The sequence below is a fragment of the Cupriavidus sp. SZY C1 genome (assembly GCF_032190535.1).
GTDB classification, from domain to species: domain Bacteria; phylum Pseudomonadota; class Gammaproteobacteria; order Burkholderiales; family Burkholderiaceae; genus Cupriavidus; species Cupriavidus pauculus_C.
Window position 1 is genome coordinate 248,618 of the sequence record NZ_JAUANU010000004.1, and the last position, 22,321, is coordinate 270,938.

Consider the following 22,321-nt stretch of genomic DNA (forward strand, 5'->3'; position numbering starts at 1 on the left):
GTGGCTGTCTGGATTTGCTACCCATGCTACGGAGCGTGCCTATGAGAAGGAAGTCCATAGGTTTTACTGCTGGGCGCTCTTCATCGATCGAAAGCTGTTGGCCGAAATCACCCCGTCAGACCTAGACTTCTATGATGCATTTCTCCGGGATCCTCCAGACTCCTGGTGCGGAATGCGCAATCGGCGTCGTACTGCCGGAGATTGGCGGCCGTTCGAGGGAGCTTTGTCGGACGCGAGCTGCTCATTCGCATTTCGCGTCTTGGAAAGTTTATTTTCGTTTCTGGTCGATTTCCGGCACATCCAATATAACCTCTTCCGCGAGCGACGAATCCGTCGGAAGAAAAGTGCCATGGGATCCACAAAGCCCTCGAGATCCCTGCCCCTTTTGTCGTTTGTTCGATTACTCCGAGAGCTCGAGTTAGAGTGCGAGAAGTTTCCAGTCGGACATCCAGCGCATGACGAGGCCGAGCGGATGCTCTTCGTAATTCGGTTCATGGGAAACACTGGCATCCGCGGGGAGGAGTTGGCCTGTATCCGCCTGTCCGATTTGTTTTGCTACAAGTCACCAAGCTCCGGAGATGAAACGTGGTCGCTTTCTTTAAGGAACGCGAGCGGGCAGCAGGCAAGGAAGATTGTCCTGAATCCTTCGGCCAAGTATGCCATTTACAGATACTTGGCGGCACGTGGTATCCACATTCCTCCTCCTCCGTCAGCAACGCCCTTGGTATCCCGGCTCCACGGAGACGAGCAAGCTGTTCCTTTAGGCCGGGACTCAATCTATGGAATAGTAAAAAACGCCGTGAACCTCGTTGCCGACAGGATCGAACACAAAAATCCGGATGAAGCTGCCCGTTTTAGGAAGGCAACTCCCCATTGGTTGAGGGTCACGTATCGTCGAATGAACGTAGATTCTCGGCAAAATGTCTACGCAATCCCAAGGATGAGTGCTTAGCTTACGGCATATCGGCACCGCTGCACCCGCCCAGGGCACCACCATTCGGCATATGGATACGCGAATAGTCTCGGCATCGTTGTCACTGGCTGGGTTACCGGCTATACGAGCCTGTGGAGTGTTGTGCCGCCGCCAACTAGCGCTGAATCTGAAAATCCTCTAACTGCTATTTCTCGTTCACACATCGCGCCACGCTCGAGTGCTCAGGTTCGCCTTCAGCGCAATTCTGAGCCATAGAGACGAACAAAAGCCCGCTTGCGCGGGCTTTTGGCGGCCACCAATGAGACATTGGGGTGGCCTCGTAGGCTAGGCCTGCTTCCATTATGCCATCGCGAAGCAGGGCTTCATCTATCTCGCAGACGGGGGCAGATTCCAACTGCCGCCGATAGCCTGAAGATGGGCCGCACTGCCAAGGCAGCCAATTGCCTGGCGGTCACGGCAAAGCGTCGGTGGACGCGAGCAGAACGCTTATGATTGACTACTAGCCACGCATTGCTGCCACGATATCAGCGGATTGCCAAATGCACGTGCGTCATTCATGCGCAACGTATAGGTGATGCGACGAAAGCTGGCCTGCCCTGCCCTACGCGTTGACCCGTCGCCGTCCTATTAGCTTGCCGTTGCCGGTGACACCGTGACGTTTGTGAGCGCTTTCGCATTTGGCTGATGAACGACGAAGCCGGTTCTGCAATAGAGCGCTCCGATCGCGGGCGGCTCTATCGCGCCGCCCTCCCCGGCCAATGCAATTCCCGTTTCTAAGCCATGCTCCAGCACGTTGAGAAATTCAGCCTTGTCTTCCCTGGGAATCTCTCGTGTAGCGGGATACGGCGAGGTATAAGCAAACAACATGTCCGCTACTTGCCGCAACCATCGGGCAAAGCCCTCGCGCATTCCTGTGACGTTATCCTTTCTGCGAAACAAGCCATTGGCGATAAATTTCACGAACTCTACAACTGCGCCGTACTGCATGGACACGTTTGGCATTCCTTGAATCAGGTCGCGCGCTAGGCCGATCGCGTACCGGCGATTGAGCGCGGTTGCGAGGTGGGTGGCAACAAATTCAAGCGTCCGCGCCGCCATCTGCGGCTGCTGGAGTCCCCAAAAGACGTCATCTGCATGAAGGGCGAAAACGGTGCGATTGTGCAGCGCCGAGTTGAGGGCGAACTCTGCGTGATCACCACGTGAGATCTTGCCGTCCTGCAAGCCCTTCATCGCCACGAGATAGGGGAACACACCCTTGATACCAAACACTCCATAGACCCAGTTCCTAAGGCGTTCATCCACCGAGAACAAGGCTGCCCCCTTTTCGAGGCACAACGCGAGCGCGTCATAGGTATCTGTATCGAGAAGATCCTTTAGAAGGATGAGTTCGTGAGGCATTTGCTCCGGCCCATACACCGGGCAAACTTCGCAGTGTTCGTCCATTAGCCTCAATGCTTCGGTATATTGGCTTGCCTTCCACTTGCGAGCCTCTTCCGTGATAGGCAAGAATGCGAACTGCCCATCTATATCGGCCGCATGTCCCTCTGCGCGAGAATCCAACGCCTCGACTTCCGCTTGTTTGAATCGATCGTAGGTCCCCCGGCAAACATACACCCGTGGCAACACTGAGAGAAGATCACCCTGTCCAAAGCGGACAAGTTCAGCCAGCGTGAGCGCGTCCATCACAACGGGGAACGATTGGTCGAGCAACAATGCACTTGCGGCCTCAAGCTCTGGCGCTGTGGTGACACCACTTGCGAGCGGAGGGTTGCGCTGGTCCCAACTGAAGACCATTTGCATGCCGTCGGCGCCGAGCATTTGCGCACACAAGCCAAGCGGAAGCTTGCTCTCGGCGTATTGCTCCATTACCGATTTGCTACGTTGCGTTTGCGCCTTGAGTCGGTCATGGATGGGCGAGACATCCAGGTTCCCATCCTCTTTCTCGGTCAGGCTGAAGAGCTGCAGACCAGGCGCGGGTTCTAGCGATTTCGACAAGAGTTCGTGCGCGTACTCGCCCAGTCCTTGATGAGCATCACTGATCTCACGAATCGTGAAATTGCGAACATCGAACGTTCCCTCGATGTCAACGGTGTCGCCGCATGCCAGTCCTAGCATCGTTTTCGCCAGCGGGCTGTCCGCAGCAAGGAATCTCGCAGATTTCGGCAGATCCGTCATGCCTGCAGGATCGATCACGATTTTTACGATGCTCCTGTCCGCGCCCTCAAGCGTCACCATGGAGCCAGGCCTCACCTCCGGAAAGTGTGTTCTACCGTGTCTGGCTCGGTGACCGATCAAAACTCCCATTAGATAGGAGGAGGCGGCACTGACGTCGTCCATGTTCGAGCGGAACATGCGATAAAGCCGCGCGTACCCGACCTCTGGCTGGAGCGGCACCTTGAATCTCAGGACACCTGGCACCTCTTATAATTAGGGGTAGTCTTGTGACTAGTTTCAAGCCTAGGCAAATAGTGGAAAGCATCGAAGTTCTGACCGAACCTGAGCGGCGGCGGCGCCGTTCAGCCCAGGAAAAGCTCGCCATCATTCAAGAAACGATGGAGCCAGGCGCCACCGTTTCAGCGGTCGCGCGGCGGCACGGGCTCAATCCCAATCAGCTGTTTGCCTGGCGCAAGCAGTACCAGGAGGGCAGCCTGGCTGCCGTGACTGCTGGCGAAGCTGTGGTCCCAGCTTCGCAGTTGGCTGCTGCCTTTAAAGAGATCAGGGAGTTGCAGCGACTGCTGGGAAAGAAAACGCAGGAAGCAGAAATCCTGAAAGAAGCCGTGGAGTACGGGCGCTCAAAAAACTGGATTGCGCGCTCGCCCTTACTGCCCGGGGACGACCAATGAAGACGGTCTGCGATGTCCTTGGCGTGGCGCGCTCTGCGGTGGCAGTTAGACAGGCCCGATCAGCGGATTGGCAAGATGGTCGCCGTGCCCGCGAGCACGACGATACGACGCTTGTGACTGAGATCCATGAGCTGGTTGCAGACCTGCCCACGTACGGCTATCGAAGGATCTGGGCTCTGCTACGGCGCAGTCACGAGCTCAGCGGGGCACCGCCTGTGAACGTCAAACGTGTTTACCGCGTCATGCGAGAGCATCAGTTACTGCTTCGCCGGCCTGGGCGAAGACGCGATACACGTCGCCATGATGGCCGTGTTGCTGTCGACCAAAGCAATACTCGTTGGTGTTCCGATGGCTTTGAATTCCGTTGCGGCGATGGTTCGGCGCTACGCGTCACCTTTGCGCTCGATTGTCATGACCGGGAGGCTATCAGTTGGGCGGCAACCACCGGCGGTCACAGCGGGGACATTGTTCGGGATGTCATGCTAGCGGCCGTCGAGCAACGCTTCGGCGCTGTGCAGACCGGGCAAACCATCGAGTGGCTGTCGGACAATGGGTCGGCATACATCGACCAACGTACGCGAAGCTTCGCCCGGGAATTAGGCTTGGAGCCACTGACCACGCCGGTGCGTTCCCCGCAGAGCAACGGTATGGCCGAATCCTTCGTCAAGACCATGAAGCGCGATTACATCGCGTTCATGAACAAGTCTGACGTGCCCACTGCCCTATCTGAGCTAACGATCGCGTTCGAACAATACAATGACTGGCATCCGCATAAAGCGTTGAAGTATCGTTCGCCTCGGGAATTCCGGCGGGTCGCAATATCATCAACTTAACGGTGTTCGGGTGTCCTGAGTTACAGGGTCAACTCCACTGGCTTGCCATACTGCAACTCTGCCGCCGCCAAGTGCGCGATCTGCTTCAGGGTCCCCGTAAGACGCTCGGGCGCCTCGCTGAAGGCGTTTCGGATTTGTGCGGGTGGTCTGGTATGAAGAACAACTTGGTACCAAAAGACCCATGCTTCCGCCCGCTCTGGATGGGCCTCGCGATGCAGTCTCGCAAGCAGTTCGAGCTGGCTCCAGTCATTGGCTTCTTGTGCGACGCCCATCGCTAGGCGGCGGAAGGCGTCATCTGAAAGCCATTCGGGTGGCACTTTTTCCAGGAGGTCTTTTGACTTTCGCCGGTACCCACCAAACAATAGGGCACGCAGTCGTCGCGTCTGAATTGGTAGGCTGCGGCCGCTGGGGTCCACCGACTCCAAGAGGCCGACGGCGTCGGAGAACTGATCGGCGCGAATCAAAATATCCGCGACGATCAGACGCTCGCGCGAACTCGAATGGGTGGAGACTCGCTTCTTTATGACCTCGACAAACCGGAGCGCTTCGCTGTCACGGCCGGCATTGAGCATCAGCCCCGCAAAGGCGCTGAGTGTAATCAGATCAAGGCCATCAGCGGGCGTCTCACTGACTTCCTTGACCACCTTTTCGGATTGGCCGGAGTTGCACGCGCACACCATTTCAAGCAGCTTGACAACCGGTTTCTCGTCCGGCGCATGCTCGCGCAATGCGTGAGTGATGCGAGCAAATGCCTCGGACTCGCCTCGGTTTGCGGCCGTTTCGGCCGCAAGGAGCAATCCGTCTTCGTCCAGCGCATTGAGGTGGGCTATGGAAAATTTAACAAGATCCTCGTGCCGGCGGAGGAAGAGCAAGGATCCGATGTGTAGGGCGGCCACGTTATCGGCATACTCAGGAATTTCCGTTTCGATTCGCTCGCATATGGCGAGCGCCACGCCAGGCTTGCCGGTTAGCATGTGGGCAAGCGCCACGTGCGAGGCAGCTTCGGCCCTGTGCTGGCTATTTTCGATCCGCCATAGTTCTGTTGCCGCAGGCTCGAACGCGGCGATTACCTCATCGAGACCCTCACGCAAATCTTCGGCGTAGGCGTCGAAGTCCGCGGAAATCCCGTCCTTTCCTGCGACGCTAACGATGATGCCTGCGGCCCCTTTGCGGGTGAAAAGGCCTGCATCCTTTGCGCGTAAAGCTCGCCGTGCGTAGGTTACCGCCAAGTCGCTCTGTTGCCGATAAAAGGCGTAGGCCATCATTTGCAGCGCATCTGCTTCTTCTCTGAAGCGCGCCGGCAATTCGGCTTCCGTCAAGTCCTCGTTCTCGCAGATTCGAGCATTGGTAGCCGCTAGCCAAACATGGAGCGAAAGCGGGAATAGGCCTAGCAGGCGTGCCCCTTCAGCGTTGGCAAGCTTGAGGTCTCCCTGGATGATATGCGCTCGGATTTTGTTAGCGGCGATGCGCTCGTCATCCCAAAACAGGTCATAGGCACGTAGAAACCACTCAGCAGCGACCTCCTCACGATTCTGTTGCCAGTGTGCAATGCCATTCTGAAGAGTCCAGCGCGCCTTCTGATGTCTGTCGAAGCTCGCGATCTCGGTTTCGAGAGTGGCAAGCAACTCCTGCGCAGCCTGAAATTTCAGGCCGCGCAGCAGGTCGTTCACCTTGTCAAGCTGCCTCGTCACAAGCCCATTCGGTGAATCTGTCCGACCTGTAGGCAACATCTGCAATAGTGCCGCCTTGAATGTTGCTTCCATCGTCGCAGGCATGGCAGCGATCTGCGCCCCAGTCCTTTCTCCCTGCTCACGTAGCACCGCAATGGCACCGCCCGCGCTGTTTGGGGAGTATTTCGGATGCAATGCGTCGTATCGTTGGATGTGGTTGCATATCTCGGTCCACGATTCCACTTCGACCAAGAATTGGCCATTGGCCTGCCGAAGGTCGCTGACTTCCTGTGCGTGCTTGACGAGCGCCGTGTCGCTTGCAGCTGTCGTGGCAATTATGAGGCGGACAATCTTCCAACCCGCCGCGTCGGCCGCGGCAACCTCATCATCAATTGTCTTGGTGGTCACCCCGCCATCGACATACCGCTTGCACTGGATGCCAATTCGACCGGCTCTTGATGTAACGAAAATGTCTACACCGCCCTGCTTCTGCCCTGATCTGCCGTTCCTCTTTGGAGTCGGATCGTCGAACACGACACCGTAGACATCCGTGCACATGTTTTCGAAGCTGTCAGCATTCGTTGGCTTTGAGATCTCGATCTCGAACGCGCGCATTCTGTAGGCCTTTCTAGTTCTGTGTCGACGGATGACCCTTGCAACCATTCCGCGGTCATTGCTTCCCCGCATTCTGCCAACAGGTCCCAGCGACTCCCCTTCCCTTCGCCGCTTGTTCAGACTGGAGCATCATCTTCGACGTGTTCACACGATGAAGTATTGTCCAATGACTGCCACAGGTCTTGCAGCGTAGGGTTGGCGTTGGCAATCGCCCGGTAGCACCTGATTTCCAATTGAGCAGTCCAGGTGTCGTGGCCCGCCTGGACGAGGCGTCCCGCTGCGATCTCCTCCGCAACCGCGCTTACCGGTAACCACGCAACGCCGTATCGCTCGACCACCATCTTCATCAGCAACATCGCCATGTCCGCCTCGTAGCAGCTACGCAGATGGTACGGTGCGTCGGCGCTGTTCAAGATCATATCGACAACGCGTCCCATGAATGTCGTGGCCGTGTACGCGAGGTACGGGAGCGGAGCGTCGGTCGTGCCCGGCAGCGAAAAGATCGGTTTGCCGCGGTCGTCTGGCGCAGATACAGGGATGAAATCCTCATGGCCTAACGTGATGCCGGCGAACTTGTCGCGGTCGAGCAGGATCGGCACGAGTGGATGGTGATAGCCGATCATCAAGTCGCAACTGCCTTCAGCCAATGCGACGACGGCATCGTGAACGTTCGCTGCGACGACTCGCGCATTGAAATCACCGGTTTGTTGGTGGAACTGCTTCAACCACCTTGGCAAGAACGTCAACGAGAGCGTATGGCCGGCGGCGATCTGGATGGAACGGCCTGGCATCTTTGCCTCCTGGCGCAGTTCCGAACGCAGTTCCGTAATGGCACCGACGGATTCTTTGCTTTGCTCGCAGAACCTGCGGCCAGCAGGCGTCAATTCGACCGGGTAGGTGCCTCGGTCTACCAATTCGACGCCAACCCAATCTTCCAGCGACTTTACGCGTCGAGAAAGTGCTGATTGCGTAACAAATCGGAGCTCTGAGGCCCGGGAGAAGCTGTGCGTCTGTTCGATCGCCAAAAGATCTTCGATCCACTTCAGTTGCATTTGGCACCTCTTTGCCGCTGAGGGTCACACGTACCCAAGTGGGCAGCCGAACGCCCACGTAAACCCCATGTATGGACCGAAAACGCAAGAAATAAGCGAATCCTGATCATCAAAGTACAGCATAAAGTGCGCTATGTGGCGCTCCAAGCAAAACTATTCTGGTATGGAATAGTTTCAATTTACATCCTCATAAAGTGGATTCCATTGCGCTCCTAGAATCCGGTTGGCAAACAAGGCGCACTGATGAGGAATGCGATGGCTATTCAACAAGATTTCAAGGGAACGCGGCGCGAGCATGACTTGCTTGGCTACCGCGAGGTGCCGGCAGACGCGTACTACGGCATTCATACGCTGAGGGCACTGGAGAACTTCCCGATCACTGGCGACCCAATCTCGCGTCCAAGGACCAGGATCACATTAAGATGGTCGTGGAGCAGAATCCGCAAATCCCGGATCGCACGGCAAATCTGCTGCGCCACGAAGCGGACCCGACAGTTGCACTCTACGCAACCTGCAAACGTCTGGAATCTGAGGGGGCAAACGCCATTGCGATCCCCTGCAATACCGCCCATGCGTATGTTGAGCGGATTCAGCCGCATCTCTCGATTCCGATCGTCAACATGCTGACGGAAACCATCGGACACATCGTCGGCAAGTATGGAAAGGGAACGAAAGTTGGACTTCTTGCGACGTCGGGCACGGTGGAGAGTCGGGTATATCACGATGCTGCCGCAGGGCAGCTAGAACTGATCACACCGTCGCCCGACTTCCAGGCGATGGTGATGGAGGCAATCTATGGCCCGACAGGCGTGAAGGCTGGCTACACGCAGGGGCACTGTGCAGCGTCGCTTCGGGCAGCCATCGAGCACCTCCAAAATAAGGGTGCGCAAGTCCAGATCCTCGGCTGCACCGAACTCCCGCTCGTTTTCTCGCAGACCGACAGCTTCCCGGTCGGAAGCGCGAGCGTCGCACTAGTGGACCCAACTGATGTCCTTGCAAAACGGTGCGTCCAGCTAGCGTCCTCCGCCCAGGCGTAGTCACCTACACAATGCTCTCCTCGAGGCGGCCTCACGCCTCGGCCCACGCACGACAGTTCATTGATGCCTTTTTTGCGCTTCACTCGTTTTCTTGCCGCCTCGGCATTTGCTTTCGGCGCCCTCCCCCTCCCCGCAACGGCCGCGCAGGCTCCACAGATTGCAGCACGCTCTTACATTTTGCTCGACAGCGGCTCGCATCGCGTCATGCTCGAGAAGAATGCTGACGAGCGTCTACAGCCCGCGTCGCTAACTAAAATGATGACAGCCTACGTCGTGCTTGACGCCCTGAAGGCGAGCACGATCAAGTGGGAACAGTTGGTGCGTGTGGAGGCCAGCGACCTTGCTCATGTGGGCGGCGACGAGGCAACCATGCGCCTCCAGGCCGGCCAGATCATCAGCATTCAGGACCTACTGACGGGTCTCATTGTTGTCTCAGCAAACGATGCGGCAATGGTCCTGGCCCGTACGGTCGCCGGGTCGGAGGACGCATTTCTAGGGAAAATGAACGATTACGCCAATCGTCTAGGGCTGAGTGCCAGTCACTTCGCCACCCCTTCCGGCATTACCACGCCAAACCACTACTCGACTGCCCGAGACATTGCCCACCTGTCGGTGCGCTTGACGGAGGATTTTCCGGTCTACCTGGCCTTCTCCGCTCAGCGGGATTTCAGCTATGGCAGCTTCACCAGACACAACAAGAATCGGCTGCTGGACGATCCAACTATCGATGGCCTGAAGACGGGCCATACTGCCAAGGCAGGCTATTGCCTGGCGGTCACGGCAAAGCGCTCGGTGGCCAAGGGCAAAGCGATGCGACGTGTTTTCGCTGTGGTTCTCGGCGCACCCTCCAACGATGGGCGCTTCGTCGCGGGCAGGCAACTGATCGATTACGGCTTTCATTGAGCCCGCTGCGGCTCTGAGCCGCTCGTCGCTGGGGATGGTCAACGGCAAGCAGCGGTATAGCCCTCTGACTGCATGTTGTGCCGGCGTATGGGGGCGCGCAATGCGAAGCACGAGAACTCCAGGTCGCCGTTGACGGGAGTTTGTGTAATTCCTGGCACGTTAAGACTCTCCCTCACTAGCGGGTTGACGATGCTCACCCCTGCGCTTGGCGAGCGTGATGCGAACCGGTGCCGGGGCAAACGCAGTCTCATGCCGGATGCGCTAACTCCCCTTTGCCCTGCGCCCGCGCGACGTCGGCTTCGCCGGCACACTTCTCCCATACTCATTCCACCACGCTGTCAGCGCCTCCATCGTGGCCCCCAAGCCGCGCGCCTTTGCCGTGATCTCGTACTCGACGCGCGGCGGCACCTCAGCAAACACCGTGCGCGATATTAGGCCATCCGCCTCCAATTCACGAAGCTGTGCCGTCAACATGTGCTGAGTGATCCCCGGTATGGCCTTGCGCAGTTCCCCAAAGCGATAGATCCGCTGGTTGAGCAGCCACATGATTTCCAGCTTCCACTTTCCCGACAGTAGCGCAAATGCCCGGCGCATTTCCTCGTGCATGTTGATCTCATCGCCGCCATTAGTCTTCTTTTCCATACTAACCACCAGTTTTTCATCCTACTTGCTGACTTTTAGCTTAGACGACATTCTGTTGCGTGTCGATGCAATCCCCCAGCTTTAGGAAACCTCATGACTCAAAGTTACGTGTACTGGATCAGCACGGCGCTGCTCTCCTTGCTCTATCTCGCTTCCGCGACGATGTATTTAGCCAAACGGGCTTGGGTTGTCCAGGCACTTACAGACCTTGGCTATCCCGGCTATCTCGTACCGTTTCTCACTGCGGTAAAGCTCCTGGGCGTGGCCGCCATTTTGGCGCGCGTCAGCGCGCCGCTAAGCGACCTGGCCTACGCCGGCATGTTTTATCACCTGCTGCTGTCTGGTTTGGCTCACCTTGGCGTCCGTGAACTGAGAGGTGCGCTGCCTGCGGTAGTCGGCGTTGTGCTGCTCGTTTCGTCGTTCGCAACACAGAACATCGCTCGCGAGACCCCGTCCCCCTACGCTCCATTTGCGGAGCGCCAAACATCCCTCAACTAACGGAGATCAACCATGGCTCGACTCAACGGAAAAGTCGCGATCATCACTGGTGCCAGCCGCGGCATCGCAAAACTGTTTGCCGCAGAAGGCGCCAAAGTGGCCGTTCTTTCGCGCACCCTGGCCAATGTGGATGCGGTCGTTGCCGACATTCGCGCTGATGGCGGAACGGCAATCGGCGCGCTTTGCGACATCGCCAATGCCGGCGAGATTAAGGCAGCGGTGGATAAAGTCGTCGCTACCTATGGCGGGATCGACATCCTCGTCAACAATGCCTTCGACTCATCCGCGCCGTTCTCTTCCATTACCGATCTGTCGACGGAACAGTTGCAGCGCAATTTCGAGATGGGACCGATTGCGTATCTGCGGACGATGCAGGCGGCGTACCCCTACCTCAAGGCGAGCGGTGAAGGACGTGTCATCAACTTCGGCTCAATGGCTGGTGTCCTGGGCTTGGTGGGATATGGTCCGTACAACATGGCCAAAGAGGCAGTGCGCGCTCTCACCCGCACCGCTGCCCGTGAGTGGGGCCCCGACAAGATCACGGTGAATAATGTACTGCCGGTGGCCGAGACATGGGGTCCGGAAACCAACGTCCCTCCGCCGACCAACCCGCTCGGCCGCTATGGTTCGCCGGAAGACGATATTGCGCCTGTCGTCCTGTTCTTGGCGAGTAAGGATGCCCAGTTTTTGACCGGATACAGCCTTACCCCCGACGGCGGCTCGATCATCGACAGCGCTCGATAGCTCGGAGCAACTGTCCGTGGTTCGAACACGTATGCAATGCTATCAAATTTGATCGGGCCACTAGCACCTGAGGCTGTGAAGCGGCAATTGAGAGAGAGATGAAAGTTACCCTTTTCGGAGCGACCGGGAAAACCGGGCCATCCCTTGTAAACGAGGGCCTGCAGCGCGGCTTCGAACTCACCGTCTTTGCACGTTCCAGCAGTAAGTTTGAGAACGCCAATGTGCAGATTGTCCGAGGCGAGTTTACCGATATTGACTTGTTGCGAGACGCAATCCGTGGATCAGATGCGGTGCTTTCGGCGCTGGGCCCTGCCAGGCAGCCACACCCGAAAGGTATGCCAATCACTACGGCGACCCGGGCAATCATCTCAGCGATGGAACGCGAGCAGGTGAAGCGGTTCATCGCGGTCTCGACCGGGACAGCCGCTGATCCTGGCGATGATTTCGACCTCAAGATCTGGCTGCCTGCCGCAATCATCAAGTTCGCGATGCCAAGTGCTTACGAAGATATGATCGGACTTGCAAGAGCGATCCGTATCTCGTCGCTTGATTGGACAATGGTTCGAGCGGCTGTATTGAAGAATCGCCACGCCGCGGAGCAACTCAACGTCGGCTTGTATGGTCACGCCAAGCATTCGCTGACGGTCGCCCGTGAAGACTTGGCCAAATTCATGTTTGATCAAATTGCGAACCACGATTTCGTTCGCCGGGCTCCCGGAATCAGCACCCGACAATGACTTCGGGGAGGAGACCGCTAAGCGCTTAACTGCCCGGCCCAGTGTTCATGAACGCTGATTTTCCGTCCTGCTTACAAAGCGGTAAAACACATCGATTTCCGGGACTGTTGGGAGTTGCACCGCCTTTCAGTCACGAACTGGACTCTCGGCGCATGAATGATGAGCGACCAAGAGTGTCGTACGGGACGGCGGCATTTGACGTCGGTGAAGGGCGCCTCCTACGGCCGTTCTCGTCAGTCCACAGCGCTGCCTCGAACTCTAATGGATGGCCTCGGCACGCAGCAGCTTCCACGTGCCAATTTGGTGGTCGAATACGGCCCCATCGGGAGCCACCGCAGATCGCACATCCCAAAATTGATACCGGTCTGCCTTCCCGCCGATGGCGATAGTTTGTCCGCGGGCAATGCTCGCGCCCTTCACCAACAAATGCCGGGTAATGATTCCGACAACATTCGCACAGTTTGGGATTTCGGCCGGGGCACTGACTTCCTTCATCCCAAAATTATGCATACCGCAACTATAGGCACCGCTGCCGGCCCCATCGACCGTCACGACAAACGCCCGAAGAATCCCATCGACGCCCTCGCTCGCGAAGTCCAGCCATTTTTGCGGCGTATGGGCAATGCCGACGTGCTCGACGAGCACACCCAGCGCCCCAGCTTGAACCACAGCGCTTGCCGCAGCCATCAGATGCATCATCCGATGCAAACTGCCCCCCGCGCCCTTGATAATGACGCACGACGCGTGCTGCCTCACTGCACGCATCTCGCTGGTGTCGTGCCAGTGCAGACCAAAACACCAAAAATCCAGCACGGTATTCCTACGACGTCCTTTCCGAAACTCGATGAGGACGCTCTCCCCCGTGTGCAAATCCGTGAGCATGCCGTCAACAAGACGATACTTTGGCGCTTGAGAACTTAGCGCGGATAGAAATTCGGCACGGGAGACCCACGCGCCCGGAAGGGAAAGAACAACGAGAGAGTTTTGCATCGGACGGCTACATGAAAGTTGTCGAAGCGGCGGCGGAGCGATGCTCGTCACATACCAACTTCGATTTGATCTAATCGACAAAGCAAGGCGTCGGTTAGCCAGGACAGGAAAGCGCACCATCCGCCGTGTGAGAGACCCTGGCCGTCAGGCGTATCGATCAGCCACCCCGACGACTGGCCCGGCGCGCAATCGAGTTGCCACCGTAGCCATCGACGGAGAGGCACCGTGAACTCCGACGGCACGTCGTCAAGGCGGATGTATTCTTCGGGTTCAGATTTGATGGTTTGCAGTCCGCCCGGCAACCAATTCGCCAATGCGCAGTGTCGTTGCGCTGGTGTCGACGTTCGTTCCTCCCTCGGAGGATCTTCGTAACCTACGGTCACCGCCGTCACGCAATCTTCGCAACTGAGCGCACCATCATTCTTTGCGCGTTGGATGTTGCGCAGAATCTCCTGCGTGCGAAGAAACTGGCGCTCGGAAATCTCCCGGGTCGCCCGGAGCCGGCGATTCGCCCGGTACAACGTTTCCAGCGGGTAGCGTTGGGCGAGTTGGACCACATCAAACAGGGTCGGACGCGCGAGGATGATAGGGATTTCCGCCGGGGTGCCGCGCAGTTTGGGGTTGGACCATAGGTGTGCACCCGCGCGAAACGCCAGGTCTCGGAATACAAATTTTTCAGCCATGGTACCCCTCCCAGCAACTCGAAACCGTCTTAGATCGACTCGCGCGATAGCACGGTGCCCTGCGGCACGTCCTCCGAACGATGCATCGTGCGCTTAACCGGTGCCACGACGCTAAGCGCCATGCCGACCAATTGCATTGGGCGAACGAGGTCCCGTTCCACATTGTCTAGCGATGCGATGGTCCGGAACGTTGTGCGCGGCCCCGGGCCCCGCGCATCGAACTCGTCCATGACGATTCGGTAGGCACCGGTCACCAGCGAATCGCCCGCGATGTTCTCGATCTCAAGCTGCCCAAGTGTTCGGCGGCAGTCTTCCTGTCCGTCTGGAATGAGTTCCACGGTCACGCGTAGCATGGTGTTCACTTCCCGCTGAGCGTGCTTGCGGCCATCCCCTGCAGTCGCTGGGTCAGGTCGCACCGTGTCGACGCGCTCGCAAGCCCCAGCGCCCCATCCGTCTCGACCAAGTGGTCGCGCAGCGCGACGGGCCAGCCCTCGCTGTCGTCGTCGATGGCCAGCCAATGTTCGGCCCGCAGCCCAGATCGCGCAACGTATCGCGCGATCTGGGCATACCGCGTGAGTTCGCTGAACCAGCTCGCGTCGATGCGGTGCGCACCCTCATGGTGTCGCGCCATGGCCGAATGCCAAGTAGCGCCGATCACGCGCGCCTGCAACGCAGCGGGCAGATAGGCTTGGGTTCGGCTGAAGCTCTTGAGCACGCGCACCCACGACGTGGAGAGAACAATCTGGACCTGGGGATAGGGGGCGAGAGCTTCCACGAGAATCGGCGCCCACATGAACAGCGAGCCTGCCGCACGCAATTGAGGCCGGCCATTGACCAGATAGGCCGCATCGGGGTGCAGAACACCGTCGTAGTCCAGAAACAAAATCATCGTGCATCGTGTCGTTGCGCTGACGCAGGGCAATGCGTAGCCGCTCGTGCCTGCCGCCCCAGATCCGCCGTTCGGCGGCAGGCCCTCTCGGTGCTATGCGCGCGGGGCGGCGATCGGTGTGCGCAGCAGTGTGACGCCGCGCGAAGCCCTTGGTTAAGGGCCGCTGCAAAGGCGGCATTGTGTCTCAACGACTACAGAATGAGAAGACCTTGACGCAAGAATATGTTCGGAAAGCCTTGTCTTTCATGGAAACGGCGAGCTTATATAGCAGGAAAATATTGTGACTCAACGACCACTGACAGATAAGGGAACGGTCCGCAATATGGACGCATGTCCCGTGTCCATCAGCCCTCCGCTCGTGAATTGCTCGCCCTGAATATTCGGCGACTGCGCGCGGCCTATGCATGGACGCAGGAAGATCTGGCCTGGCAAGCGGACATGGACCGTTCGTTTCTGGCACACGTCGAAAGGGCGGCCCGCAATTTGTCGATCGACGTCATTGAACGGCTGGCGCTCGCCCTGGAAGTCCCGGTCGCGGAACTGTTTCGCGTGCCAGACGTGACGCCCCCGCGCAAGCGCGCCCCGCGTCATTGAGCCAGGGGCGTTTGGCGCAGATTCCTCAGTCGATCTGAAAGAATTCCGGCTGCTGTCCGGCGTTGATGGCCCGCTGAAACCAGTCGGGACGCTCCCCTCGCCCATCCCAGGTTTGCCCCTCGGCATTTTGCGGTAGCGTGGCCGTGCCGCTGTGGGCGCGAAACAGCCGGCCGCCAATAAATCGGCCAGTGTCAGGCCCGATTGCGCCATCTTGATACGCACCCAGCGAATGGCGTCGGCGCGGGCAATCTCATGGGGCGCGTGCATGGGCGGTGGCTCGAAGCGGTTAGGCGGCGGCCTTGCGCCGTGCCCCGGATCGCACCTTGGCGCCGTCGCGCCAATTGCCCAGCAACTCGCGCGACAGGTCCCGTTCAGTCTCGGCACGCTCGGCCCGCCGGGTCATTTCTGCCAAGGCCTCCTGGGCGGCACCCAGTTGTTGCTGTCCGCTCTCCTGCGCGTCCTGCAGCGCCGCGCAACGTACCTGCGCCGCCTGCGCCTGGGCTTGCCAACTACCCAGCGCTTCGGCCGCGGCCACCGCTTCCTGCCGCTGCATGTCGCGCAAGCGATCCACCTCCACCCGCGCCGCATCGAGTCCCCGGTCACTCTGGCGCCGCGCCGTGCGTTCCTGGTCCAATTCCAGTTGGGCACGCCGCACGGCAGCGTCCCCGCGCGCCTCCATCGCTTCGAGTTGCTCGCGCATGCGCTCCAGCTCCGCCAGGAAATCACTGCGCGCGGCGCCCGCCTGCTCGCGCGCCGCCAGCAGTTCGCTCTGCAAGGCCTCCCGGTGCGTCGATGCGGCTGCTTCGGCGCCGCGCGCCTGCGCCACCTGCTCCTGCAACTGGCGGCATTCAGCCCGCAACGCCTCGCGCTCGCGCTCGAGCGCGGTGAGCGCGGCTTGAGCGTCGGCGAAAGCCATCTGCGCGGCATCCCGCTCGGCCGCGACGACTTGCTCCTGCGCCTCTATGTCTTGGCGCGTCGCGGCGAGTTCGGCCAAGACGGCTTCGCCGGCGGCGCGCCAGATGGTCTGGACGGCGTCGGCAGCCACCTGCTTCAGGCTGTCGGGGAGATCGGGATGGTCAATCGTGACCCGCGAACGGGCGCGCAGGTCTTGCCAGAACTGCTGCAGCGCCTGGGCCGGCGTGCCCATGCTGCCCTTGCGCACCAGTTGATAGAGCTTGTTGGTGGTGGGCGTGATGCCGTAGCGAAAGAACAGCAGCCCGCACACCTCGCGGTAGAGCGTGCGCGTGTCGGCGTGAAGGTGCCGCAACTGCTCGACCTCGGCTTCGAGGCGAAGGGGATCTACAGCGTCTGGCGTCATGGTCGAGCACCTTTTTGGACATTCAGAGTTAAATATTACTACGTAATACGTAGTGGATAACAAGATTCGTGTAAAAGTTTAGACATAAGTACGCTTATGTCTATAATATTGGCTCGAATCGCCTCCCCACGCTGCCCCTGTCGGTATGCATAAATTTGTGCCCTCTTTTTGCAGAATTTTGTTCCCGACCCCCATGGGCACGCCTGGCTGGCGCGCTGGAGCGCACGCACCGGCGGCAGGCGCGGCGTGACTCGGCTAGCTTGCGTGGCACGCCTGACGGCGAACGTCATCGCTTTGCGCAGCTGAATCCCGTCCATCGGATCGCCCCGCGCCGTCGGCGGGGTGAAGGCTGACGACGGACCGATGCGTTGGGGGAAGGTACAAAATTGCTTCAAGTGTCGGCTGGGGGAACAATTTCTTGCAGCGTTTCTCGACGCAATATTGTTACCATCGCCCTGCAATCGGCTTGCTGGCGTGCGACCAGCGGGAACAAATTTGTGCAAACCGACGCTTAGGCCGATACACCATGGAACTGCTCCCGATTAAACCTTTGGATGGCCTGGCCGCCCCGCTTCCCACCCCGCTGGAGCGCCTGCGCCTGACCCCGGCGCTGTCCGGCGCGGCCGGCAGCAACCGCGCGCCCGCCAGCGCCACGCGGATCGCCGCGGCCGACGACCTGGCCGCCGTCACCGCCTGGCTCGCGCGCTATGCCGACAGCACCGCGACGCTCACCACTTATCGCCGCGAGGTGGAGCGGCTGATCCTGTGGACCGTGCTCCAGGTGGGCAAGCCCTTGTCCTCGCTGACGCACGAAGACCTGCTCGCCTACGAGCGCTTCCTCGCCGATCCGCAACCCGCCGCGCGCTGGGTGCTGGCCGGCAGCAAGAAGCTTGCACGCGGCCACCCCGACTGGCGCCCGTTTGCCGGGCCGCTGTCGCCGTCCAGCGTGCGCCACGCGATGGTGATCCTGAACGCGCTGTTCGCCTGGCTGACCGAGGCGGGCTACCTGGCCGGCAACCCGCTTGCCCTCGCCCGCCGCCGGCGCGCCCCCACCCGAGCGCGCATCACCCGCTATCTGAGCCACGACCTGTGGGAAACGGTCAAAGACACCGTCGCGGCCATGCCGACCGAGACCGCGCGGGAACGCCGGCACGCCGCGCGCTGCCGGTGGGTGCTGACCGTGCTCTATCTGGGCGGCCTGCGCGCCTCCGAGCTGACGGCGACCCCCATGGGCGCGTTCTTCTGCCGGCGCGATGGCCAGGGCATCGAGCGCTGGTGGCTCGAGGTGACCGGCAAAGGCAACAAGACCCGGCTGGTGCCGGCGACCGACGAACTGATTGCCGAACTCGCGCGCTACCGTCGCGCCCACGACCTGCCGCCTACCCCGCAGTTCGGGGAGACGCGGCCACTGGTGCTGCCGGTGATTGGCAGAGAGGGTGGCGAGAAACCCCTGTCACGCGGCGCGCTGCACCTGATCCTGAAAGAGGTGTTTGGCATGGCCGCGGAGCGCCTGCGGGCGCGCGGGCCCGAGTGGGGGGCGCAGGCCGCGGTGCTGGCCAGCGCCTCGGCCCACTGGCTGCGCCACACCGCCGGCTCGCATATGACCGACCAGCAGGTCGACCTGCGTTATGTGCGCGACAACTTTGGGCACAGCTCGCTGTCGACGACGAGCGGCTATCTGCACAGCGAAGAGGATGCGCGGCACGAGGCCACGCAGGAGCGGCACCGCATCGGATGGATCAGGAAAGCACAAGGCGCGTCAGCACACCAAGCGAAGTGCATTTCCGCACCGATCTGGGATCGCATCAGAGATTGATGCCCAGCCTGATCGCAGGCCTCTACTACTCTTCCAGCCAGGCGTGCTGTCGCCTGGCCGCGTCCTCGCCGATCTTGGCCGTATGGGCCGCTGCCTGTTCAAGCCAAGGCGCATGCGCCCTGGGAACGACCAGCATCGCCAAACCCAGTCCGTCCAACGCACGCAGGGCGTGCTCGAGATTGACGCCCTTGCCGTTCTCGAGCTTGGACAGCATGCCGACCGAGACCCCGCAATGTCTTGCCGCCTGGTCAATGGGCATCCTTTTCCCTGCCCGCGTTGCTCGAATGCGGTCGCCCAGTTGGTGAATGGTGCGAATCGTCGCACGCGACGGTGGCTTCGGATCAGGTAGTGGTCGTGGCATGGAGGTCGTTCTTGCAAAAGGAACACCAGCGTGGAGAGCGGTTTTCTGTGTTGTTTCACTATCGTGAAATTATACTCTCACAATGGCGGCCGGATGCCGGCAAAGATCTGCGCCTGCTAATAAGCACTTCGCAGAGGGTGGCAATTGCAGACACGGCATCGAAAGACCCCAGAAGAGACCGAACACTACGGTCCTGGACGCAACCTCCGTAGTCTCTACTGGGGCCAGGCCCCAACACCTTGACTGCTCTCGGGAGAGCTAGCGTTCTCTTCGCTGCGTCGGACCCGTCGCGATGAAAGGATGCTTAGAAAGCGGTGAAGCCCGTCAACGCGGATATCTCGCGCGTTGTCCGCAAGACCGGTATCAGGACAGGTGGAGGTTGATCGGTGCGAGTTTAACTTGATAGGACTGGGTGAACGATGACCTCATGTCCACGCGTCGCGGGCGCTCAAAGTGAGCGCTCATCTCATGGAAGAGCGCGCATCATGTTTGTTGAGGAAGCACAACAGCGCTAGGCCGGTGAATGCCGCTGCTGCTTCGATTCCAAGCAACATTCGAACGAGATCATTTGGCCACCCGTCAGCGGAAATGCTGACCAGCCGCCCGAGCACCAGGCCGCTGGTGAACACGACGTTGATCCACATCGAGGGCTTTCGCCACGCCTTCGAGAGTAGACCCAGGGCCAGCAACAGACTGATACCGAGATGCATGCCACCGTAGTTGGCACGGATCTCATTGAAGGCATTCACCGAATGGGGTTGCATATCGAGGCCCGCCATTGCCGTAGCGGGGTCGTGAAACGTATGCAAGCCAATTAGCAGGAAAGCCAGTGCCGAAACGGCCAGGTATATTTGAGAGAGGCGATGCATGAGTTGGCTCTCAGGTAGCGGACGTTGACGGAGTGGGTGTCGACTCACTGCCGGTCGGCTCGTTCCTGTCCACCGTCCATGTGTGGATGGGTTCATGACCACGGCGCACCCATTCCGGCGGCCGCCACAGGTGTTGCAGTCGCTGCCACACGGGCCCCGGTGACATCACGTCACGCCACATGTCGACAAACTCGTGGAGATTCAGCACCAGGATATTGTAGGACTTAATCTGTTGGGTGATGCCGTATTGCACCGTCTCCCGTTCTTCTTCGAAAGTGCCAAACATGCGATCGAAAATGATCAACATGCCACCGTAGTTCTTGTCGATATATTGGTCGTTTCGGCCATGATGGGCACGGTGATGGGACGGTGTATTGAAGATGTACTCAATCCAGCCAGGAAGGCGGCGGATCAGTTCGGTATGAATGAAATACTGATAGGACAGATTCACGGCCAGGATGAGTGCGACTGCGGCCGGCGGCACACCGAGGAGCACGGGAGGAAGGAAAAAGATGAAACTCCCAGCGACCACATTGAGCATCGATTGTCGTGCCGCCGTAGTGAAGTTCATGTTCTCGCCGGTATGATGAACGACGTGCGCCGCCCAAAACCAGCGGATTCGATGGCTGGCGCGATGAAACCAGTAGTAGCAGAACTCGACCGACAGAATGATTGGGAGAATGGTCCAACCGTCCACCGGGATATCAAACAAACGTTTTGAATATACCCACGCATAGATGGATCCTGTCACAAGAGCCACTCCCAGGGGCTCCATGATCTGGTAAGTGGTGCCCAATGCGATGTTCGCCCACACCTCTTTCCAGTTCAGTGTCGATTCGGCTCTACGCCTTCGATTGATCAGGGTCTCGAGACTGAATGCAATGATGAAGAGAGGAACCATGCTGAGCATGAACGCCTGCTTCCAATCCACGGACTTCCCAAATATGGAATGCAGCCAGTTCATCATATCGGACGGCAATTTAGACTCCTGTTCGCTTGGCTTGCCGACAGTTTGATCAAACTGGTGACCCTCCGCATTGACAGTCCTCGACACTTTCTTGACACTTCGCGACATTGTTCATTGTCATCCCATGTCCGCGCCCACCGCTTACTACGCCAGCACCTACGTGAACCTGCTTTTCGACTACTTGCAGGACCAAGGGCTGGATGCCGTGCATGTGCTGGGGGAATCCAGCCCTAATTGCCAGGAAGTGCGACTCTACGCGCTCGATCACTGGCGGCGTTTGCTTGAGCGTGCCGCCGAGGTTTGCAATGATCCGCTCCTCGGATTGCACGTTGGCCAGCGCATTGCGCCTGCGCATCTCGGCGTGCTTGGATACGCACTTGGGGCTTGCCCTGACGTCGGGGCTGTCTTGCAACGCTGGCAACAGTACGACCGTGTGGTTGCAAACGTTACGCCGGCGGAGCTAAGAACCGAAGGTAAGTCCGTCGTGATGACGTGGCCCCGTTCGACGGAACCAACGGGGCCGCTCGTTGACGAAACGGCCTTGGCTGCGATGACCCGTTTCACGCGAGCCATGACAGATGGTGATGTGAGGCTGGAGGAGGTGTGCTTTGTTAACGCAACACCTCAAGACACCACCCCTTATCTTGCATACTTCGGCTGCCCGGTGAAGTTCGACCAACCGGAGACGAGTCTGCGCTTCCCCGTCGACCTTTTGCAGGCGCCTCTGCGTCAACCTGATGAAGCGCTACTGCGAATCATGGAGCTTCAGGTACAGGCTCTGCTGGGTGCCATGCCGAAGATGGATGACATGGAACATGCCATCAGGCAAGCGGTAGCCGGGCTCGCGCGTCAAGGCGAAGTGAGCCTTGAAACAGTGGCTTCCTCCATGCACATGACCCCCCGCACGTTGCAGCGGCGACTCGACAAACTGGGTCTGAAATTTCGCGAGCTACGTGACGACACGAGACGCCGGATTGCAGAGAATTACCTAAAAGATCCACGGCTTTCGCTCGCTGAGGTGGCCTGGATACTTGGGTACTCGGAGCACAGTGCATTTACTCGCGCATTCCGGAGATGGACATCGCAGAGCCCGCAAGCCTGGCGCCGCGAAATGGATGCGTGATCCGCTACGGGCAACAGCGCAGTCGCCCATGTGATTGCAGCGCTGAAGGTTTTAGGCTGGCCTCCTCGGCCCAAGTCCCAAGCTCTCGCACCGGGTTGCATGGCCTTCCATCGCCGCTACGGCGGAGTAAGCGACCCGCCCTGGCCCGTCGCCTCACGTGGCGGAGAAGCTGTTGAGCTTCTACCCGACTCATCTTTGAGACG

General features: G+C 59.3%; 21 protein-coding genes and 1 pseudogene. 9 read left to right on the top strand and 13 right to left on the bottom strand.

Annotated elements, in window-relative coordinates:
* Window positions 1-1,561: 1,561 nt before the first annotated feature.
* Window positions 1,562-3,169 carry a PIN domain-containing protein gene (locus QTN24_RS09380; RefSeq protein ID WP_313836652.1) on the bottom strand — a complete coding sequence of 536 codons (1,608 nt, stop codon included), beginning with the start codon at window positions 3,167-3,169 and terminating at the stop codon, window positions 1,562-1,564.
* Window positions 3,170-3,411: 242 nt separating this feature from the next.
* Between QTN24_RS09380 and QTN24_RS09385 the strand changes: the two genes are divergently transcribed.
* A protein-coding gene (locus QTN24_RS09385; protein ID WP_116311498.1) for an IS3 family transposase occupies window positions 3,412-4,610 on the top strand; the annotation gives its coding sequence in 2 pieces (ribosomal slippage) (window positions 3,412-3,727 and window positions 3,727-4,610; 1,200 coding nt in all).
* 20 nt (window positions 4,611-4,630) lie between these two features.
* On the opposite strand, the gene QTN24_RS09390 is transcribed toward QTN24_RS09385, so the two are convergent.
* Entirely contained in the window at window positions 4,631-6,895 is a 2,265-nt protein-coding gene (locus QTN24_RS09390) for a hypothetical protein (RefSeq protein WP_313836654.1), read from the bottom strand.
* Between the two features lie 116 nt (window positions 6,896-7,011).
* The gene (locus tag QTN24_RS09395) at window positions 7,012-7,947 is read right to left on the bottom strand and encodes a LysR substrate-binding domain-containing protein (protein WP_052495059.1); all 936 of its coding nucleotides are present in this window, start codon (window positions 7,945-7,947) and stop codon (window positions 7,012-7,014) included.
* A 410-nt stretch (window positions 7,948-8,357) separates the two neighbouring features.
* On the opposite strand from QTN24_RS09395, the pseudogene QTN24_RS09400 reads away from it, so the two are divergent.
* Together QTN24_RS09400 and QTN24_RS09405 are read left to right on the top strand one after the other, a co-directional pair.
* Window positions 8,358-8,984 (top strand): annotated as a pseudogene (locus tag QTN24_RS09400) (aspartate/glutamate racemase family protein); the annotation flags it as partial.
* Between the two features lie 63 nt (window positions 8,985-9,047).
* Window positions 9,048-9,887, top strand: a complete 840-nt coding sequence (locus QTN24_RS09405) for a D-alanyl-D-alanine carboxypeptidase family protein (protein ID WP_052495066.1) — start codon at window positions 9,048-9,050, stop codon at window positions 9,885-9,887.
* Window positions 9,888-10,148: 261 nt separating this feature from the next.
* On the opposite strand, the gene QTN24_RS09410 is transcribed toward QTN24_RS09405, so the two are convergent.
* Window positions 10,149-10,529, bottom strand: a complete 381-nt coding sequence (locus QTN24_RS09410; protein ID WP_043355288.1) for a winged helix-turn-helix transcriptional regulator — start codon at window positions 10,527-10,529, stop codon at window positions 10,149-10,151.
* Between the two features lie 93 nt (window positions 10,530-10,622).
* Between QTN24_RS09410 and QTN24_RS09415 the strand changes: the two genes are divergently transcribed.
* The 3 genes from QTN24_RS09415 to QTN24_RS09425 all read left to right on the top strand — a co-directional run bounded on the left by QTN24_RS09415 (window position 10,623) and on the right by QTN24_RS09425 (window position 12,508).
* On the top strand, window positions 10,623-11,027 hold the full coding sequence (locus QTN24_RS09415) for a DoxX family protein (protein WP_043355290.1): 405 nt from the start codon (window positions 10,623-10,625) through the stop codon (window positions 11,025-11,027).
* 12 nt (window positions 11,028-11,039) lie between these two features.
* The gene (locus QTN24_RS09420) at window positions 11,040-11,771 is read left to right on the top strand and encodes an SDR family NAD(P)-dependent oxidoreductase (RefSeq protein WP_043355291.1); all 732 of its coding nucleotides are present in this window, start codon (window positions 11,040-11,042) and stop codon (window positions 11,769-11,771) included.
* A gap of 98 nt (window positions 11,772-11,869) precedes the next feature.
* Window positions 11,870-12,508 carry an NAD(P)-dependent oxidoreductase gene (locus QTN24_RS09425; protein WP_043355292.1) on the top strand — a complete coding sequence of 213 codons (639 nt, stop codon included), beginning with the start codon at window positions 11,870-11,872 and terminating at the stop codon, window positions 12,506-12,508.
* Window positions 12,509-12,766: 258 nt separating this feature from the next.
* Here QTN24_RS09425 and QTN24_RS09430 read toward each other — a convergent pair whose 3' ends face one another.
* From QTN24_RS09430 to QTN24_RS09445, 4 genes are read right to left on the bottom strand one after another with little or no spacing between them, the layout of a single operon-like run.
* Window positions 12,767-13,498 (bottom strand): hypothetical protein, encoded by a 732-nt coding sequence (locus QTN24_RS09430; protein ID WP_066735637.1) that lies wholly within the window; start codon window positions 13,496-13,498, stop codon window positions 12,767-12,769.
* A gap of 47 nt (window positions 13,499-13,545) precedes the next feature.
* Window positions 13,546-14,181 (bottom strand): hypothetical protein, encoded by a 636-nt coding sequence (locus QTN24_RS09435; protein WP_043355296.1) that lies wholly within the window; start codon window positions 14,179-14,181, stop codon window positions 13,546-13,548.
* A gap of 29 nt (window positions 14,182-14,210) precedes the next feature.
* Window positions 14,211-14,534: a hypothetical protein gene (locus tag QTN24_RS09440; protein WP_066735635.1), complete on the bottom strand. Its 324-nt coding sequence runs from the start codon at window positions 14,532-14,534 to the stop codon at window positions 14,211-14,213.
* Window positions 14,535-14,539: 5 nt separating this feature from the next.
* Entirely contained in the window at window positions 14,540-15,070 is a 531-nt protein-coding gene (locus QTN24_RS09445) for an HAD domain-containing protein (protein ID WP_043355300.1), read from the bottom strand.
* 330 nt (window positions 15,071-15,400) lie between these two features.
* Here QTN24_RS09445 and QTN24_RS09450 point away from each other — a divergent pair, with 330 nt between their 5' ends.
* Window positions 15,401-15,664 (top strand): helix-turn-helix domain-containing protein, encoded by a 264-nt coding sequence (locus QTN24_RS09450; RefSeq protein WP_043355301.1) that lies wholly within the window; start codon window positions 15,401-15,403, stop codon window positions 15,662-15,664.
* 25 nt (window positions 15,665-15,689) lie between these two features.
* On the opposite strand, the gene QTN24_RS09455 is transcribed toward QTN24_RS09450, so the two are convergent.
* Window positions 15,690-15,890, bottom strand: a complete 201-nt coding sequence (locus tag QTN24_RS09455; RefSeq protein WP_373424148.1) for an H-NS family nucleoid-associated regulatory protein — start codon at window positions 15,888-15,890, stop codon at window positions 15,690-15,692.
* A 60-nt stretch (window positions 15,891-15,950) separates the two neighbouring features.
* Complete coding sequence (locus QTN24_RS09460; protein WP_043358190.1) at window positions 15,951-16,982, bottom strand: DNA-binding protein; 1,032 nt, start codon at window positions 16,980-16,982, stop codon at window positions 15,951-15,953.
* Window positions 16,983-17,508: 526 nt separating this feature from the next.
* Here QTN24_RS09460 and QTN24_RS09465 point away from each other — a divergent pair.
* Window positions 17,509-18,798 (top strand): tyrosine-type recombinase/integrase, encoded by a 1,290-nt coding sequence (locus QTN24_RS09465; protein ID WP_313836656.1) that lies wholly within the window; start codon window positions 17,509-17,511, stop codon window positions 18,796-18,798.
* 25 nt (window positions 18,799-18,823) lie between these two features.
* On the opposite strand, the gene QTN24_RS09470 is transcribed toward QTN24_RS09465, so the two are convergent.
* From QTN24_RS09470 to QTN24_RS09480, 3 genes are all read right to left on the bottom strand, one after another.
* The gene (locus QTN24_RS09470) at window positions 18,824-19,159 is read right to left on the bottom strand and encodes a helix-turn-helix domain-containing protein (protein ID WP_043355318.1); all 336 of its coding nucleotides are present in this window, start codon (window positions 19,157-19,159) and stop codon (window positions 18,824-18,826) included.
* 461 nt (window positions 19,160-19,620) lie between these two features.
* Window positions 19,621-20,028, bottom strand: a complete 408-nt coding sequence (locus QTN24_RS09475) for a DUF4345 domain-containing protein (protein WP_043355321.1) — start codon at window positions 20,026-20,028, stop codon at window positions 19,621-19,623.
* 10 nt (window positions 20,029-20,038) lie between these two features.
* Window positions 20,039-21,103, bottom strand: coding sequence for a sterol desaturase family protein (locus tag QTN24_RS09480; RefSeq protein ID WP_306418434.1), 1,065 nt, complete (start codon window positions 21,101-21,103; stop codon window positions 20,039-20,041).
* 16 nt (window positions 21,104-21,119) lie between these two features.
* Between QTN24_RS09480 and QTN24_RS09485 the strand changes: the two genes are divergently transcribed.
* Complete coding sequence (locus QTN24_RS09485) at window positions 21,120-22,118, top strand: AraC family transcriptional regulator (RefSeq protein ID WP_043355323.1); 999 nt, start codon at window positions 21,120-21,122, stop codon at window positions 22,116-22,118.
* The last annotated feature ends 203 nt before the right edge of the window (window positions 22,119-22,321 follow it).